The sequence below is a fragment of the Curtobacterium sp. MCBD17_023 genome (genome assembly GCF_003224415.1).
GTDB lineage: Bacteria > Actinomycetota > Actinomycetes > Actinomycetales > Microbacteriaceae > Curtobacterium.
In genome coordinates this window covers 1-15,355 of sequence record NZ_QKLJ01000002.1, presented here as the reverse complement: position 1 = coordinate 15,355, position 15,355 = coordinate 1, and the positions used below count along the sequence as shown (strand labels likewise).

The window sequence follows — 15,355 nt, the reverse complement described above, 5'->3', positions numbered from 1 at the left end:
AGCGTGCGCGCGGACCCGCATCCGGGGGTGGTCCCGGCGAGTCCGACCGTCGCCTGCGCCCCGCCTGGAGGCCCGGTGCACGTCGTCGGGAGCGCTGCGGTACACGCTCGGTCGCGCCCGTCCGACGAGCTGTGCGGGGTGCGCTGGCTCAGCGCCCGCGGGCGAGCAGCCAGAGCAGGTACGGCGCTCCGACGACCCCGGTGACGACCCCGACCGGCAGCGTGACCCCGGGCAGGGCGAACTGCGCGACCAGGTCGGAGCCGAGGGTCACGACCGCACCGACGGCGGCGGCCGGGCCGAGGGCGGGGCGTCCGCCACCGACGAGCCTCCTGGCGATCGGCGCTGCCATGAGCGCGACGAACGACACCGGACCGGCGGTGGCGACCGCCGCCGCGGTGAGGAGGACGGCGGTGAGGAGCAGCAGCACCTTGGCCCGGTCGGGTCGGAGGCCGAGCGAGGCCGCGACCTCGTCGCCGAGGGAGAGGACACCGAGACGGGGCGACTGCAGGAGCGCGAGCACCATCAGGACGACGAAGCCGACGAGCAGCGCGCCGACGACGGTGCGGTCGACCGCGTTGAGGCTGCCGGAGAGCCACAGGAGTGCCGTCCCCGCCTGCTGAACGCTCCCGCTCGTCAGGAGCCACCCGGTGATGCTCAGGGCGACCGCGCCGACACCGACCCCGACGAGGACCACCCGGTTCCCGGTGATCCCCCGGCGCCAGGCGAGCACGGCGATGAGCACCGCGACCGCGACCGCGCCGACGAGCACGACGCCGAACAGGGCGACACCCGAGGCGCCGAACAGCACGATCGCGACGAGACCCGAGGCGCTCGCCCCGGACGTGATGCCGATGATGTCCGGACTCGCGATGGGGTTGCGGACGACGCTCTGCACGATCGCGCCGGCGGTGCCGAGGCTCGCCCCGACGAGCAGCGCGGCGAGGACCCGCGGCCCGCGTAGCTGTCCGAGCACGAAGTCCGAGACCGCGTCACCCCGTCCGAGCAGACCGTCGAGGACCTGCACGGGCGACAGCGGGATCTCGCCGACCCCGAGGCCGACGAGCACGAGGCCGAGCAGCACGACGAGCGCGGCGACGAGCACGAGGAGCTCCCGCCGCGCGGTCCCGCCCCGACGGCGGACGGCGTCGCCGGTGGCCGGTGCACTCTCGGTCGGCGTGGTGCTCACAGGCCCCGCACCACCCGCGACCGGACCAGCGCGATGAAGACCGGCGCACCGATGAGCGCCGTGACGATGCCGACCTGGAGCTCCCCCGGGTAGGCGACGACCCTGCCGATGACGTCGGCGACGAGCAGGAGGGCCGGCGCGACGACCGCGGACAGGAGAATCGTCCAGCGGTGGTCGGGTCCGGACAGGCGCCGGACGGCGTGCGGGACGGCGAGGCCGACGAAGGCGATCGGTCCGGCTGCGGCGACCGCGGACCCGGCGAGCAGCACCGTGACGATGGCCCCGACCGCGCGCACGAGCACCACGCGTTGGCCCAGGGAGGCCGCGAGTTCGTCGCCGAGCGCGAGGGTGTTCAGGGAACGACCGAGCCCGACCGCGACGACGAGCCCGAGGACCACCGGCGCGACGACCACACCCGCTGTGCCGAGGTCCCCGCCCGCGAGCGCGCCGACCTGCCAGAAGCGCAGCTGGTCGAGCAGGGACGCGTTCGTCACGAGCACCGCGGTGGTGATCGAGGAGAGGGCGGCGGCGGTGACGGCGCCGGACAGCGCGAGGCCGACCGGGGTGAGGCCACCGCGGGCGACCGCGGCGATGCCGAAGACGAGCAGGGCGGCGAGGGCGGCTCCGGCGAACGCGAACGGCAGGTACGTGGCGGTCCCGCTGACGCCGAACACGGCAATCCCCACGACGACGGCCAGGGCGGCCCCCGCGTTGATGCCGAGGATGCTCGGGTCGGCGAGCGGATTGCGGGTGACCCCCTGCATGACGGCGCCGGCGACCCCGAGTGCGGCGCCGGCGAGGAGCCCGACGACGGTCCGCGGCAGCCGGTTGCCGAGCACGATCAGGCCGGTCTCGTCGTCGCGGCCCGGGTGCGCGAGGGTGTCGAGGACGACGCCGAGCGGGATCGGTCGGCTCCCGACGGCGATGCTCAGGGCGCAGGCGACGGCCAGCGCGACGACCGCGAGGACGACGGCCAGCACGAGCCGGGACGCGGGCGCGGGTGCGGGAGGCACGACGGATCGGGGACGCATGGGAGGTGCGGCGAGCCTAACCGATCGCCGGCGTGCCGCGGAGACCGGCGTCCGGCGACTCCCGAGCGGGTGCTCGGCCGGGCTTCGGGTGGTTCATAGGACGGTCATGGGGAGCGGGCCTGTACTGGTCCCCATCGACGGCCGACCAGGCCGTGCGGACGACCGGAGAGCACCATGAACGAGACCCCGACCCCAGCCGCGGACGACGCCGGACAGCAGCAGGCACCGGCGTGGGAGCCGCCGCACGCGGACCCGTCGACGCTCCGCGCAGCGCACGCCTTCGACGGCTCGGGTCCGTACCTCTTCGCCCCCGACGGGTCCGGTCCGTACGCCTACTCCCCCGACGGTCGCGGTCCGTACCGCGTCGCGAGCGCAGCGCTCGGGGCCACCTCCGCGCCGCAGGGCTGGACGGGCGCCTCCGGAGCCGCTCCGGGGACCACGGGTCGTCGTCGCCGTGTCGGGCTCGCGATCGGGTCGGGCATCGCCGCACTCGCGATCGTGGGCGCCGCCGGCGGGACGGCACTCGGCCTGTCGTCGCACGGCACGACGGCCACCTCGAGCCGGTCACAGGGCACGACGACCGTCCCCGGTCCCGGATCCGCGGGCAGCGGCATCGACGGCTTCACCGTCCCCGGCCAGGACCAGGGCGGGACGGACGGCCCGTCGGACGGCGACACGGGTACCGACGGCGGCACGGGCACCGGCGGCACGGGAGCCGGCGGCAGTGGGACCTCGCAGGCGGCAGCCACACCCGCGACCGCCGCGCAGACCGCGGGCGTCGTGACGATCGACACCGTGATCGGCTACGACGACGCGCAGCAGGCCGCCGGGACCGGCATGGTCCTCACCGCGGACGGGACGGTCCTGACGAACAACCACGTGGTCCAGGGCGCGACCTCGATCACGGTGACCGACGAGACGACCGGCGAGCAGTACTCCGCCGACGTCGTGGGCACCGACGCGACGAACGACGTCGCGGTGCTGCAGCTGCGGGACGCGTCCGGCCTGTCCACCGTCGCGCTCGACGACGACGGCGTCCAGACCGGCGACACCGTGACTGACGTCGGCAACGCCGAGGGCACGGGTGACCTGGTCGCCGCCGAGGGCACCGTGACCGCGACCGACCAGGACATCCAGGTGCAGAGCGAGTCCGGTACCGGGACCGAGTCCCTGACCGGGCTCATCGAGGTCGCAGCGCAGATCGTTTCCGGTGACTCCGGCGGTCCCGTCCTGGACAGCGAGGGCGACGTCGTCGGCATGGCGACCGCCGCGTCCTCGGGTTCGGCGGACGTCACCGGCTACGCGATCCCGATCAGCACCGCGAAGTCGATCGCCGCGCACATCCTGGCGGGCGAGGCCTCGGACACCATCACGATCGGGCTGCCGGCGTTCCTGGGCGTGCAGGTCAGCAGCGCGGCGACCGGGACCACCTCCGGTGTGCCCGTCGCCGGGACGGTCGAGGGATCGGGGGCAGCGGCCGCCGGGCTCGCCGCCGGCGACACGATCACGAGCATCGACGGCACCGCGGTCACGAGCGCGTCCGAGCTGACGGAGGCGGTCGCTCGGCACGCGGTCGGCGACCGGGTCACGGTCGGCTACACGACGGCCGACGGCACCGCGGCCACGGCGACCGTCACCCTGACCGCCGGCCCGGCCGCCTGACCGGGCGCACACCGGCACGCTACCAACGGCCCCGCAACGACGGCCCGCACCGACGGCCCCGCACCTATGGCACGACGCTCGCGCTCCGTCCGCGCGGGGTCGTGCCGTCGTCCGCCGTCCGGTGTGGACCGGGCGGAGGTCAGCCGAGCACGGCGCGGACGAGCGACCGGTAGACGTTGGCGGACGCCTCGGCCCTGAACGCCGTCGCCCCGCCCTCGGCGCGGCCGACCCGCGCGAAGCCGACCCCCGCCGCGGACACGACCACGACGGGACGGGTCCGACCGGGCGCCAGCAGCGAGGACACGGTCCACGGCGCCGCCCAGAACGCCGCGAGCGTCGGGTCGGCTTCGGCGAGGGCGTCCGGCAGGGCCGGGGCGGACGGGCCGCCCGCCAGACGACGGTCGAGCAGGTCGCTCGACAGGACCGGCGTGCGGAACGGCCAGGTCCACGTCGGGCGCACTCCGAGCCTCCCGGCCATCAGCCCGACCACCCGGTCCGGCCGGACGGATGCGATGACCGACCGACCGTCGGCCCCCGTGTCGACGACGGTGCCGGCCCAGGCCCGGAGACGCGTGACGCGCCCGTCGTCGTCGTGCTGGTCCAGCGTGGTGGGCGGCACCCCGTCCGCCCAGGGCGCGAGCACCTCGGCGGTGTCCGGCGGCACCGTCCCGAAGCGACCGACGAGGTCGGCGGCGACCAGCTCCCGGCCGCCGTCCGAGCGGAGCAGCGCCGGGTTCCAGCGCTTGCCGGCGAGGTCCTGCAGCGTGGCGACGGCCTCGGCGCCGAGGGACGGCCCGGTCAGCGTCGAGCCGGCGAGCAGGACCGGGAGCGCCTCGAGCGTCCGGGACTCGGTGGCGGTGACGCGGTCGAGCGTCCGGACGGAGTCGAGGACGGCGAACACCGGGTCGTCGGTGGCGGTCATCCGGGCCAGCGGACGCTCCACGGTGACGTCCACGCGGTGCCGACCCGTGACGAGCAGCAGGTGCGCACCGACGACGTCGCCCTCTTCGTCGGGGCGGACGTACTCGACGAGCCGTGCGGGGGCACCGGCCGTCGTCCACACGTCACAGCCGAGCAGGAGCAGGCCGTCGACCGACCCCGGCAGCCGTTCCAGCAGCGAGGCGTTCTCGTCCCCGATCGCCCGGTCGCCGGGACGCGACCGGACCGTGAGCACGACGTCGTCACCGCGGACACGGAGGTCGGCACCGGGGGCGTCCTCGACGCGCCAGCCGGCCGGGCGGGTGAACCGGACACGGGCGGTGCGGTCCTCGGTGGTCCCGGCTGCGGCGGCGGGTGGGTCGGGGACGGCCATGGAGCGAGGCTACGTGCGCGGTCCCGGAGTGCCGTCGGCGGCTCGCCGGGACGGGGTGGATCCTCCGGTCAGCCGGCCGGCTCGTCCGTGCCGGGACGCCGTCGGGGTGCCCGGGGCGGCGGGGGCGGCGGCACCGGCTTCGCGGCCACGACGTCGGACCGGAGCACGGTGACGGGTCCGCGACGGGTGGCGATCGTCACCGTCTCGGCGGTCCGGTCGGTCAGCTCGCCGAGCGCGTCCCGCGCGCCGGCTCCGTCGTGCGCCCGTACGACGAGCCGGTCACCGAGTGCCGCGCCGTCGAGCACGACGAGGGCCCGGGTGCGGGCGATCGCCGCCTGGGACGGGACCGTGGCCGGCGGGTCGGGGTCGGTCATGACTCCGAGGCTACGGGCTCGCACCGGACGTGCGGGCCCGGTCGACCGGACGTCGAGGGGACGTCGAGGGGACGCAGGACCGGCGCGGCTAGGGTGGCCGGATGGACAAGGCCCGGGTGGACAGCTGGATCTGGGCGGTCCGGATCACCAAGACCCGGTCCGCGGCGACGACTGCGTGCAAGGCCGGCCACGTCCGCGTCAACGGCGAGCGGGCGAAGCCGTCCCAGCCGGTCGGTCCCGGGGACGAGGTCCGCGTGCGCCAGGCCGGCTTCGACCGGATCGTCGTCGTGAAGAGCATCATCCTCAAGCGCGTCGGTGCGACCGAGGCCGCGAAGCACCTCGAGGACCGCACACCGCCGCGCCTGCCCCGCGAGGAAGCCGGCTTCGTCCCGATCCGGGAGCGCGGGGCCGGACGGCCGAGCAAGCGGGAGCGCCGGGACCTCGAGAAGCTCCGCGGGTACTGACCCCGACGCTGCGTGACGGCCGGCGGCGCGTGACGGGCGGCGCTGCTGGTCGGGCGGCGCTGCTGGTCGGGTCAGACGAACCGGACGGTCTGCTGCAGGCGGTCGCGGACCGCGAAGACGTCGACGGAGCCCTCGGGCGACCAGACGCCGGAGAGCACCTGCCCGAGCGCACTCCGACGGACGATGAACGCGGTCGGCTTGCGGGGGGTCCCGACGAGTCGGACGTCCTCGTCGACCGCGGAGTCCGGCACCACCAGGACACGGCCGGTGAACCGGACCCGCGTCTGCTTCTGCACGGCACGGGCCGCGCGGACGAGCTCCTTCACCGGCTGCTCCCCCGGGCCGAGCGTCTCGCCGACGACCTCGCCGTGCTCCACCGCGACCGGGCCGCCCCAGTCGATCGACTCGAGTGCCCAGAGTCCGGTGGGCGTCAGCACCGCGTGGTCGAGCTTGCCCTCGGCACCGGCGTCGAGGTCGTGCCACACCGTGACGCCGATGCCCATCCCCGCGATGATCGCAGCCGTCGCCTCCTCGGCCAGCGCCTCGCCCAGGAGACGCCGGACGTGCCGGGGTGCCGACCGGACGAGTGCCGGGTCGTACGGGTCCTCGATCGGGTCGCCGAGGCCCACCCACTCGCGTTCGGCGGCGAGGAAGACCTCGCGGGAGCGCCCGCCGGGGTGCCCGTACGACCGAGCCCGCGGGCGGGAGTCACGTCGGGCGGACGGGGGTGCGTAGGCGTCACGCCCGGTGTCCGACCGCCACGCGGCCGATCCGGAGGGCGCTGACCCCGCGCGCAGGGTCCCGGCGTCGTAGGCTCGGCGGGCCGAGGGCGTCCCGATGCGCTCCCAGGCGACCTGCACCCGGCGGAAGCGCTGGGCGTCCCCACCGAGGTCGGGGTGGCTCTCACGCGCGGCCCGACGGTAGGCGCGTCGGAGGGTGTCGTCGTCGGCGGTCGCGGGGACGCCGAGGACCTCGTACGGGGTGGCGTCCGCCGGGCTGTCGGTCATGGCCCTGGAACGCTACCGGACGCAGGATCGAGGTCCGCCGCGAGGGCGCTGGGCACGCGCTGGGCGGTCGGCGACCTCGTCCCCGGCGCGCCCCCTCAGCGGAGCGCGGCGGTGATCCGGTCCCCGTGCTCCTCGAGCCACGCGACGTCGGCCCGGTACAGGTCGGCGTGCCCGTGCGCGAGGTCGCTCACGAACTTCGGGTTGCCCGCGGCCGCCTCGGTCTCGAGGGTCGTCACCAGGGCCACCAGGCCGGCGGTGATCGTCTCGACGAGCACGGCACGCGAGCGGTCGTCGAGACCGTAGGCGCGGCAGAACTCGGCGGCACGGGTCAGCCGGTCCTCGAGCGCCGGGACGGGACGGCCCTCGTCGGCTCCGGTCGTGAAGGGCGCGAACCGGTAGACCGCACTGGCGACGTCCCAGACGCGGGGCCCGGGGTGCGCGGTGTCGAAGTCGATCACGCCGACCGCCGCGATGCCGTCGTAGACGACGTTGTACGGGGCGAAGTCGCCGTGCACGACGGTCTCGACCGGCACCCGCGCGGCCTGGGACCACACGTCGACGGAGTCGTCCAGGGGGAAGCTCGCCGCGGCGTCGTGCAGCTGTCGGAGCAGCCGGGCACTCGTGACGAGGGCGGCCTCGCTCGCGACGTCCTCGGTCCAGGGGTACTCGCCGGCCACTCCCGGGACGAACGTCACCGTCTCGAGCGCGTCCCCGAGCGAGATCGGAGCCGGGGCCGCCACGAAGCCCTGCTCGTGCAGGTGCGTGAGCAGCCGGTGGACCGTCGGTGTCCACGGCCCGGCGGGGCGGTGCACCCGGTCGTCGGTCTTGATGATCCGTTCCATCGGGAACCTCCTGAACGTCGTCGTCGACGTGTCCGCAACTGTAGTGCTCCCGTCCCGTCGACGCCCGGCTCCGCGCCTCACCATCCGGAGGGCGCGCTGCACGGACCCGGAGGGCGCGCTGCACGGACCTACTCGACGCCGGGGCGACCACAGCGGCGGCAGCCGGTCGTCAGTCGGGCAGGAGCTCCCGCAGCCACGACGGCCCGCGGACGTCCGCCCCGACCGCGGTCACGCGATCACGGAGGCCGCGGTCCGCGGTCACGACGACGACCGGGCCGTCCCCGGCCGCGACGGCGGTCTGCACGGCGGCGACGATCGCGTCGTCCCCGGCGGCCGGGGCCTGCTCGACGGTCACCACGGGGAGACCGGGACGGGTGTCGGCGGTGACGTCGACCGGGGTCGCACCCCGGGCCTCCCCCTCGAGCACCACGGTCCACCGCGGCCACCAGGTGGCGGACGGCAGGTCCAGCGCGGCGGCGTCGACGCCGGACGCGGCGAGCGCGCTCACCCGGGCGACGAGTCGGGAGGCCGCTCCCGCGCGGTCCTTCCACCAGCCGTCCGGGACGCTCCCGACGACGTTCGCCGCGTCGACGACGACGTGCGGTGTCCGGTCGAGCGTGGCCCGGAGCGCAGGCCACGAGGCGCCGAACCCGGGGTGGAGCGGCAGGTCCGGCACGTCGGCGACGGGGACCCAGGCCAGGGCCAGGCTCTCACGGTCGGCGACGACGGGGTCGAACGGGCGGGAGGCGCGTCCCACGACGGTCGTGTAGGTCCAGAACCCGAGGTCGAGGACGGCGGTGTGCCGGAGGTCGATGCCGTCCTCGGGGACGCCGGCCTCCTCGGCGGACTCGCGGAGGGCGGCGGTCACCGGGTCCTCGTGCTGGTGGCGCGCTCCGCCGGGGATCCCCCAGGTGCCGCCGTGGTGGCTCCACTCGACGCGGTGCTGCAGGAGGACCCGTCCGCGTCCGTCGTCGACGAGCAGGCCCGCGGCGCCGAAGCGGCCCCACGCCTTGGTGCCGTCCGGGCCGACCGCCCAGGCGTCGCCGGGGTCGCGCGGTCCTGCCGGGGGGCCGGATGGCGGTCCCGCCGGGGTCGCGGTCCGTCGTTCGTCGTCCACGGGTCCACCCTTCCACACCGGTCCCGGACGTGTCGCTGGACGACGGCGGCGATGCGTGTACGGTGTCGTCCGAGACACGGGGTGCCGCATCCGAGCGGCTGAGATCACACCCGTCGAACCTGCTCGAGCTCGTACTCGCGAAGGGATCGTGCATGGAGAACGCTGCGCCGACGACCGACTGGGTCGTCCGTACCGCCGACCTGCTGGAGGCCGTCCGGACCCGGGCGCCCCTGGTGCAGTGCATCACGAACACGGTGGTGCAGAACGTCACCGCCAACGTGCTGCTCGCGCTGGGGGCGTCGGCCGCGATGGTCGACGTGCCGACCGAGGCGGGGCCGTTCGCCGGCGTCGCGGACGGGTTGCTCGTCAACACCGGCACCCCGCACGCGGAGCCGTCGACCGCGTCCCGCGAGGCCGCGGCCGCAGCGGCGGAAGCCGGGACACCGTGGGTGCTCGACCCGGTCGCGGTCGGGTCGCTGCCGGTCCGGACGGCCCTGGCGCGGGACCTGCTCACGATGCGGCCGACGGTGCTGCGCGGGAACGCGTCCGAGGTGCTCGCGGTCCTCGGCACCTCGGCTGGCGGTCGCGGTGTGGACAGCACGGTCGGGACGGAGGACGCCCGCGACGCCGCGGTCGCCACCGCGGACGCCGGGACCGCGCAGGCGGTGGCGGTCTCGGGTGCGGTGGACCTGCTCGTGGCGCCCGAGGGGCTGGTCCGCGTCGCGAACGGGACCGAGCTGCTCACCCGGATCACGGGTGGCGGCTGCGCCCTCGGGGCCGTCGTCGCCGCCTTCGCGGCCGTGGCGCCGGGGCGTGCGCTCGACGCGGCCGTCGCCGCGACCGCGGTCCACACCATCGCGGCGGAGCTCGCCGCACGGGACGCCGGCGGGCCCGGCACGTTCCAGCCGCTGTTCCTCGACCGGCTCGCGTCGCTGACGCCGGAGGACGTGGTCCGGGAGGCCCGGATCACCGCCGACGGTCCGGGTGCCCGGGCCGCCTCGACGACGATCGGAGCGGGATCGTGACCACGGACGGCGCTGCCGCTGCAGTCACCGGGACCGCCGGACGCGTACCGGCAGCGCAGGAGCTCGGCGTCTACCTCGTCACCGACACCGCCCTGGCCGCTCGGCACGGGCACGGGGTCCTCGGCGTCGTCCGGGCGGCGGTGGGCGCCGGGGTCCGCATCGTGCAGGTCCGGGACAAGACGGCGTCCGCCCGAGACCTGCTCGCGTTGACGGTCGCGGTCGCGGACGCGGTCGGCGACCGGGCACTCGTCGTCGTGGACGACCGGCTCGACGTGGCGCTGGCCGCACGGCACGAGGGGCACGCGGTGGCGGGCGTGCACCTCGGACAGTCGGACGTCCCGGCGAGCGCCGCGCGTGCACTGCTCGGCCCGGACGCCCACGTCGGACTGACCGCGAACACGACGCGGCACCTGGTCGAGGTCGCCGCGATGCCGCACGGCACGGTCGACCTGCTCGGCGTCGGCGTCGTGCACCCGACGAGCACGAAGCCCGACCACCCGCCGGCGCTCGGCGTCGCGGGCTTCGCCCGGATCGCGGCGACGACCACCGTGCCGTGCGTGGGCATCGGCGGCGTCGGACTGGCGGACGTCGGGCCGCTGCGGGCTGCCGGGGCGGCGGGGGTCGCCGTGGTGTCGGGCATCTGCGCGGCCCCCGACCCGGGTGCCGCGGCCGCCGCGTTCGTCGCGGCGTGGAAGGGGGCGGGCCGGTGACCGCGACGACGGGGCCGGCTGCGAGCGGCCGGGTGCCCCGGGTGCTCAGCATCGCGGGGACCGACCCGACCGGGGGTGCGGGGATCCAGGCCGACCTGAAGTCGATCGCCGCCCAGGACGGGTACGGCATGGCGGTGGTCACGGCCCTGGTCGCGCAGAACACCCGGGGCGTGCGCTCGGTGCACGTGCCCGACACGGACTTCCTCCGCGAGCAGCTCGACGCGGTCTGGGACGACGTCACGGTGGACTCGGTGAAGACCGGCATGCTCGGCACCGCCGAGGTCGTCCGGGTCGTCGTGGAGTCGTTGCGGGCACACCGGCCGCGGTGGCTGGTCGTCGACCCCGTGATGGTCGCCACGAGCGGTGACCGACTGCTCGACGCCGATGCCCAGGCGGCGATGACCGACCTGTTCGCCCTCGCCGGCCTCGTCACCCCGAACCGCGACGAACTGCGGGTGCTCGCCGACCTCGCCGGCTCCGACGCGACGGACCCCCTCGACGCGGCCCTGGCGGTGGCACGACGCTTCGACGTCCGCGTGCTCGCGAAGGGCGGACACGACGGCGGCCCCACCTCGGACGACGCCCTCGTGACGCCGGACGGCTCGGTGCGGGTGTTCCCCGGCCCGCGGGTCGCGACGACGAACACGCACGGGACGGGCTGTTCGCTCTCGAGCGCGATCGCCACGCTCGTGGCCCGACACGGCGACTGGGAGCTCGCCGTCGGTGCCGCGAAGGCGTGGCTCACCGCGGCCCTCCGCGGTGCCGACGCCCTCCAGGTCGGGCACGGACACGGCCCGGTCGACCACAACGCCGCCGTGCGGGCCGCCCTGCCGGTCCCCCGCCTGACCGACCTCTGGTGGACGGACGCGGCCGCGGTGCTCGACGAGACCCTCGCGTGCGCGTTCCTGCAGGGCCTCGCCGACGGCACGCTCGACGCGGAGGTCTTCGCCGGGTACCTCGCGCAGGACGTGCACTACCTCCGCGCGTACGAGCAGCACCTCCGGGCGATCGCGGCCGGCTCGACCGGCGACGCCGCGGCGTTCTGGACGACCGCGAGCGAGGGCTGCGCCGCCGAGGCCCGCGACCTGCACCACCGCAGACTCGCCGGGTCGCACGCCGACGACCCCGTGCACCCGGTCTGCGCCGGCTACCTCGCGCACCTGGCCGCGGCGGCCGACGATGCCGCCGCCACCGGGGACGTCTCGGTGCTCGCCGCCGCCGTCCTGCCCTGCTTCCGGGTGTACGCCTGGGTCGGGGAGCGGCTCGGCACGGCGCCGGTCGGGCACCCGTTCGCGGACTGGATCGCGGCGTACGGGGACCCGGGCTTCGCGGCGTCGAGCGCGCGGGCGACCGACCTCGTCGAGGAGCTCGCCGTGCGCGCCGACCCGGAGCTGCGGGGCCAGATGGCCCGCGCGTTCCGGGAGTCGGTCGCGCAGGAGCTCGCGTTCTTCCGGATGCCGGAGCAGTTGCCCGGTCCCCGGCGGGGCGGAGCCGCAGCGGGCCTCCCGGCCGGTGGGCCCGACTCGGGCCCGACCGCGGGTGCGGAGTCAGGCCGGGTGTGAGGGCGCGGTGCGGACCCCGTCCGCACCGGGGGCGCGCCGCACCAGGGTGACCTGCAGGTCGGCGCCGTCGACCGTGCAGCGCATCCACGTGTGGTCCGGCTGCCGACGACGGTCCGTCGGCGAACCGGGGTTGAGCAGGCGCATGCCGTTCGGCGCCAGCGAGTCCCACGGGATGTGCGAGTGCCCGAACACGAGCACGTCGACGTCCGGGTGGTCGGCGACGGCCCGACGCTCCCGCCCGGTCGCCGCGCCGGTCTCGTGCACGACCGCGAACCGCAGTCCCTCGACGCGGCGTGAGGCGACGAGCGGCAACCGGTCCTCGAACCCCGGGTCGTTGTTCCCGCGCACGGCGAGGAGGTCGCGGGACCGGGCCTCCAGCAGGTCCACGGTCGCCAGGTCCACCCAGTCGCCCGCGTGCACGACGAGGTCTGCCGCGTCGATGTCCGCCCACAGCTCCGGCGGCAGGTCCTTCGCCCGTTTCGGCAGGTGCGTGTCCGACAGCAGGACGAGCGACGTGGTCACGGCTCGGTCGTCCTGCTCGGCATCGGCAGCTCGGCCTCGTCCGCGGCTCCGAGCCGTTCGAGCAGCCCGGCGAGCAGCGCGACGTCGTCGTCGGACCAGTCGGCCAGCCGCTCGACCAGGGCATCGCGGTGCAGCTGCACCGATCGGTCGAGGGCACGCCGGCCGGCCTCGGTCGCCTCGAGCGGTTTCGCGTTGCCGGTGCCGCCGTCGACCGTGCGGACGAGTCCCGCGGCGAGGAGTCCGGACAGCTGACGCGAGATGGTCGACCGGTTCAGCCGGAGGTACCGGGCGATGTCGATCGCCATGCACCCCGGGTGCTGCACGACGAAGTCGACCAGGGACTGGTCGACGACGCTCAACACGTCGGCGGTCCCCCGCGCCCGGACGCTCGCGCGGCGGGTGATGCGGGAGAGCTCGGTGTACGCCCGTCCGATGTCCGCTTCACGGATCCCGGGGCCCCTCGGGTCGGCCATGCTGTTCCAGTCTGTCGTCCGGCGTGGCGCCGGTGGTCGGTCGCCCCTGGTCGGGACGTCGGGTCGGGCGGCCGCCCACGTCCGTGGTCCCCTGCGCCGCTCGGTGTGGCCCCACGATAACCGCGGGTCCCCCGGAACGGGGACCGGCGGGGCCCGGGGTCGGGACCGGTGCGACCGTCCGGCGCCGGGGCCGGACGTGCCCGGTGTCGGTGATCAGTCGGAGGCCGCCGCGCGGAGTGCCCCGATGTCGAGCTTGACCATGTCCTGCATCGCGCGGAACACCCGCGCGCCCGCTGCCGGGTCACCACCGGCGGCCATGAGCTCGCCCATCATCGACGGGGTCACCTGCCACGACAGGCCCCAGCGGTCGACGAGCCACCCGCACGCCACCGGGTGGCCGCCGTCGGCGAGGAGCCCGTCCCAGATCCGGTCGAGCTCCTCCTGCGTGTCGACGTCCACCTGCAGCGAGACGGCGTCGGTGAAGGGATGACCGGGACCGCCGTTCATGGCACGGTACGGCTGGCCCATCAGGGTGAACTCGACCACGAGCACGGACCCGTCCGGGGCACGGCCGACCCCGTCGACACGTGCGTCCGGGAAGAGCCCGACGTAGTGCTCAGCCGCGGACTGGGCCTGGTCGTCGAACCAGAGGAAGGGGACGATGCGGGGCACGGTGGCACCTCTCGGTGGTGCTCAGTCCGCGACGCCACGGCTGAGCAGGTCTGCCTTGTCGGGGTGTTCGTCGAACCACTGGCTGACGAACCAGCACATCGGGACGATGCGCTTCGTCGACGTCGTCTCGACGTCGGCCACGGCGTGCTCCACGAGTTCCCCGCCGTACCCGTGCCCGCGGTGCGCCGGGACCGTGTACGTGTGCGGGAAGGCGATCGCATCACCGTTGACGCGGTAGTCGAGCACGCTCACGAGGGCTCCGTCGACGTACATGGCGTAGCGGTCGCGGTCGGCCTCGTTGCGGAACTCGTGTGTCATGGCGCCATCCTGCACCGCGCGGCGGACGACGGTCACCCGTCCTCCGGCGAACGCGTGGACCCGCCCCCGACGGGCGGTCCGACCTTCCCGGTCGTCGGGCCGGAATGACCACCGGCCACGGTTGTTGCACCACACATGACGACCATCGGGATCATCGGAGCAGGCAACATCGGATCACAGCTCGCACGCCTCGCGGTGCAGCACGGCCACCAGGTCGTGATCGCGAACTCGCGCGGACCGGAGACGCTGACGGACCTCGTCGCGGAGCTCGGCGAACACGCCACCGCCGGCACACGCGAGGACGCGGCCACCCGGGGCGACATCGTCGTCGTGACCGTGCCGCTCGGCGCTGTCGAGACGATCCCCGTCGAGCCGCTCGTCGGCAAGGTCGTCATCGACACGGACAACTACTACCCGGAGCGCGACGGGCACATCGGGGCCCTCGACGACGAGACGACCACCACGGCCGAGATGCTGCAGGACCACCTGGTCGGCGCGCACGTGGTCAAGGCCTTCAACCACATCGGCGCCGCGGACCTGACCGGACACGCCACCCCCAGCGGCACCGAGGGACGCCGCGCCCTGGTCGTCGCGGGCGACGACGAGACGGCCAAGCGCACCGTCGCCGACCTCATCGACGAGTTCGGCTTCGACGTCGTCGACGCCGGACCGCTCGCCGAGGGATGGCGCATCCAGCGCGACACCCCGGGCTACGGTCCGCGCATGACCGCGGACCAACTGCGCGACGCCCTCGCCGCCGCGAAGCGGTACCGCCACATGTGACGGTCCTGCACCGACCGTTCCACCCCCTCTGACTGGGGCGTTCGGCCGCTGTTCCCTCCCGGTAGAACAGACTCTGGATCAATCCAGGGAGAGGAACAGCGGCCGTGGCGTCTCATCGCATGCCCGAGTCCGAGCGACCCCGTCGGGCGGTGCCCGCGTGGGTGACCGCGCCTCCGGAGGACGCCGGTTCCCCTGCCCCCAGCAGCGTCGTCCCCGCGGGCGCCGTCGCTGACCGCGCCCGACCCGGCATCGACGCCGTGCCCGGCCTGGAGGCCCCTGTCTCTTATACACATCT

Annotated in this window: 18 protein-coding genes and 1 riboswitch; of the genes, 7 read left to right on the top strand and 11 right to left on the bottom strand. The window is 75.3% G+C overall.

The features are described from left to right. Positions 1-148: 148 nt before the first annotated feature. Both DEI84_RS02680 and DEI84_RS02675 read right to left on the bottom strand, forming a co-directional pair. A complete protein-coding gene (locus tag DEI84_RS02680) occupies positions 149-1,186 on the bottom strand; it encodes an iron chelate uptake ABC transporter family permease subunit (protein WP_110825253.1) in 1,038 nt (345 codons plus the stop codon). After that, positions 1,183-2,217, bottom strand: a complete 1,035-nt coding sequence (locus DEI84_RS02675; protein ID WP_110889596.1) for an iron ABC transporter permease — start codon at positions 2,215-2,217, stop codon at positions 1,183-1,185. Before DEI84_RS02675 ends, DEI84_RS02680 begins: the two co-directional genes overlap by 4 nt. Before the next feature lie 174 nt (positions 2,218-2,391). Between DEI84_RS02675 and DEI84_RS02670 the strand changes: the two genes are divergently transcribed. Further along, positions 2,392-3,879, top strand: coding sequence for a S1C family serine protease (locus tag DEI84_RS02670; RefSeq protein ID WP_110889595.1), 1,488 nt, complete (start codon positions 2,392-2,394; stop codon positions 3,877-3,879). Positions 3,880-4,018: 139 nt separating this feature from the next. Here DEI84_RS02670 and DEI84_RS02665 read toward each other — a convergent pair whose 3' ends face one another. Together DEI84_RS02665 and DEI84_RS02660 are read right to left on the bottom strand one after the other, a co-directional pair. After that, entirely contained in the window at positions 4,019-5,191 is a 1,173-nt protein-coding gene (locus DEI84_RS02665; protein WP_110889594.1) for a hypothetical protein, read from the bottom strand. 68 nt (positions 5,192-5,259) lie between these two features. Beyond that, entirely contained in the window at positions 5,260-5,565 is a 306-nt protein-coding gene (locus DEI84_RS02660; protein WP_258371679.1) for a hypothetical protein, read from the bottom strand. A gap of 101 nt (positions 5,566-5,666) precedes the next feature. On the opposite strand from DEI84_RS02660, the gene DEI84_RS02655 reads away from it, so the two are divergent. Continuing rightward, positions 5,667-6,029, top strand: coding sequence for an RNA-binding S4 domain-containing protein (locus DEI84_RS02655; RefSeq protein ID WP_110825249.1), 363 nt, complete (start codon positions 5,667-5,669; stop codon positions 6,027-6,029). A 71-nt stretch (positions 6,030-6,100) separates the two neighbouring features. Here DEI84_RS02655 and DEI84_RS02650 read toward each other — a convergent pair whose 3' ends face one another. The 3 genes from DEI84_RS02650 to DEI84_RS02640 form a co-directional block, all read right to left on the bottom strand. Next, the gene (locus DEI84_RS02650) at positions 6,101-7,036 is read right to left on the bottom strand and encodes a DnaJ domain-containing protein (RefSeq protein WP_110889593.1); all 936 of its coding nucleotides are present in this window, start codon (positions 7,034-7,036) and stop codon (positions 6,101-6,103) included. A gap of 95 nt (positions 7,037-7,131) precedes the next feature. Continuing rightward, positions 7,132-7,878 (bottom strand): phosphotransferase enzyme family protein, encoded by a 747-nt coding sequence (locus DEI84_RS02645; protein WP_181420330.1) that lies wholly within the window; start codon positions 7,876-7,878, stop codon positions 7,132-7,134. Positions 7,879-8,047: 169 nt separating this feature from the next. Then, positions 8,048-8,995: an NUDIX domain-containing protein gene (locus tag DEI84_RS02640; RefSeq protein WP_110889591.1), complete on the bottom strand. Its 948-nt coding sequence runs from the start codon at positions 8,993-8,995 to the stop codon at positions 8,048-8,050. A gap of 67 nt (positions 8,996-9,062) precedes the next feature. After that, a riboswitch (TPP riboswitch) is annotated at positions 9,063-9,159 on the top strand. On the opposite strand from DEI84_RS02640, the gene thiM reads away from it, so the two are divergent. The 3 genes from thiM to thiD all read left to right on the top strand — a co-directional run bounded on the left by thiM (position 9,148) and on the right by thiD (position 12,292). Then, on the top strand, positions 9,148-10,020 hold the full coding sequence (thiM, locus tag DEI84_RS02635; RefSeq protein ID WP_110889590.1) for a hydroxyethylthiazole kinase: 873 nt from the start codon (positions 9,148-9,150) through the stop codon (positions 10,018-10,020). (Overlaps the previous riboswitch by 12 nt.) Continuing rightward, positions 10,017-10,730, top strand: a complete 714-nt coding sequence (thiE, locus tag DEI84_RS02630) for a thiamine phosphate synthase (RefSeq protein ID WP_110889589.1) — start codon at positions 10,017-10,019, stop codon at positions 10,728-10,730. The genes thiM and thiE overlap by 4 nt, the downstream gene beginning before the upstream one ends. Continuing rightward, a complete protein-coding gene (thiD, locus tag DEI84_RS02625; protein ID WP_110889854.1) occupies positions 10,727-12,292 on the top strand; it encodes a bifunctional hydroxymethylpyrimidine kinase/phosphomethylpyrimidine kinase in 1,566 nt (521 codons plus the stop codon). Before thiE ends, thiD begins: the two co-directional genes overlap by 4 nt. Here the strand turns inward: thiD and DEI84_RS02620 are convergent. From DEI84_RS02620 to DEI84_RS02605, 4 genes are all read right to left on the bottom strand, one after another. Then, complete coding sequence (locus DEI84_RS02620; RefSeq protein WP_110825244.1) at positions 12,278-12,814, bottom strand: metallophosphoesterase; 537 nt, start codon at positions 12,812-12,814, stop codon at positions 12,278-12,280. The two genes, thiD and DEI84_RS02620, sit on opposite strands and share 15 nt — an antisense overlap. Beyond that, the gene (locus DEI84_RS02615; RefSeq protein ID WP_110825243.1) at positions 12,811-13,287 is read right to left on the bottom strand and encodes a MarR family winged helix-turn-helix transcriptional regulator; all 477 of its coding nucleotides are present in this window, start codon (positions 13,285-13,287) and stop codon (positions 12,811-12,813) included. The genes DEI84_RS02620 and DEI84_RS02615 overlap by 4 nt, the downstream gene beginning before the upstream one ends. 213 nt (positions 13,288-13,500) lie before the next feature. Beyond that, entirely contained in the window at positions 13,501-13,959 is a 459-nt protein-coding gene (locus DEI84_RS02610; protein ID WP_110889588.1) for a VOC family protein, read from the bottom strand. 21 nt (positions 13,960-13,980) lie between these two features. Next, positions 13,981-14,277: a GNAT family N-acetyltransferase gene (locus DEI84_RS02605; RefSeq protein ID WP_110889853.1), complete on the bottom strand. Its 297-nt coding sequence runs from the start codon at positions 14,275-14,277 to the stop codon at positions 13,981-13,983. 135 nt (positions 14,278-14,412) lie between these two features. Between DEI84_RS02605 and DEI84_RS02600 the strand changes: the two genes are divergently transcribed. Further along, entirely contained in the window at positions 14,413-15,060 is a 648-nt protein-coding gene (locus DEI84_RS02600) for an NADPH-dependent F420 reductase (protein ID WP_110889587.1), read from the top strand. A 104-nt stretch (positions 15,061-15,164) separates the two neighbouring features. Beyond that, positions 15,165-15,355: hypothetical protein (locus tag DEI84_RS15830; RefSeq protein ID WP_220032861.1), on the top strand; the 191-nt coding region annotated here is incomplete at its 3' end.

What these genes read in the sequence shown, in the direction of transcription:
- DEI84_RS02675 (WP_110889596.1), bottom strand. Translation starts at nt 2,217, where the DNA reads ATGCGTCCCCGATCCGTCGTGCCTCCCGCACCCGCGCCCGCGTCCCGG.
- DEI84_RS02670 (WP_110889595.1), top strand. Translation starts at nt 2,392, where the DNA reads ATGAACGAGACCCCGACCCCAGCCGCGGACGACGCCGGACAGCAGCAG.
- DEI84_RS02665 (WP_110889594.1), bottom strand. Translation starts at nt 5,191, where the DNA reads ATGGCCGTCCCCGACCCACCCGCCGCCGCAGCCGGGACCACCGAGGAC.
- DEI84_RS02660 (WP_258371679.1), bottom strand. Translation starts at nt 5,565, where the DNA reads ATGACCGACCCCGACCCGCCGGCCACGGTCCCGTCCCAGGCGGCGATC.
- DEI84_RS02655 (WP_110825249.1), top strand. Translation starts at nt 5,667, where the DNA reads ATGGACAAGGCCCGGGTGGACAGCTGGATCTGGGCGGTCCGGATCACC.
- DEI84_RS02650 (WP_110889593.1), bottom strand. Translation starts at nt 7,036, where the DNA reads ATGACCGACAGCCCGGCGGACGCCACCCCGTACGAGGTCCTCGGCGTC.
- DEI84_RS02645 (WP_181420330.1), bottom strand. Translation starts at nt 7,878, where the DNA reads ATGGAACGGATCATCAAGACCGACGACCGGGTGCACCGCCCCGCCGGG.
- thiM (WP_110889590.1), top strand. Translation starts at nt 9,148, where the DNA reads ATGGAGAACGCTGCGCCGACGACCGACTGGGTCGTCCGTACCGCCGAC.
- DEI84_RS02615 (WP_110825243.1), bottom strand. Translation starts at nt 13,287, where the DNA reads ATGGCCGACCCGAGGGGCCCCGGGATCCGTGAAGCGGACATCGGACGG.
- DEI84_RS02605 (WP_110889853.1), bottom strand. Translation starts at nt 14,277, where the DNA reads ATGACACACGAGTTCCGCAACGAGGCCGACCGCGACCGCTACGCCATG.
- DEI84_RS02600 (WP_110889587.1), top strand. Translation starts at nt 14,413, where the DNA reads ATGACGACCATCGGGATCATCGGAGCAGGCAACATCGGATCACAGCTC.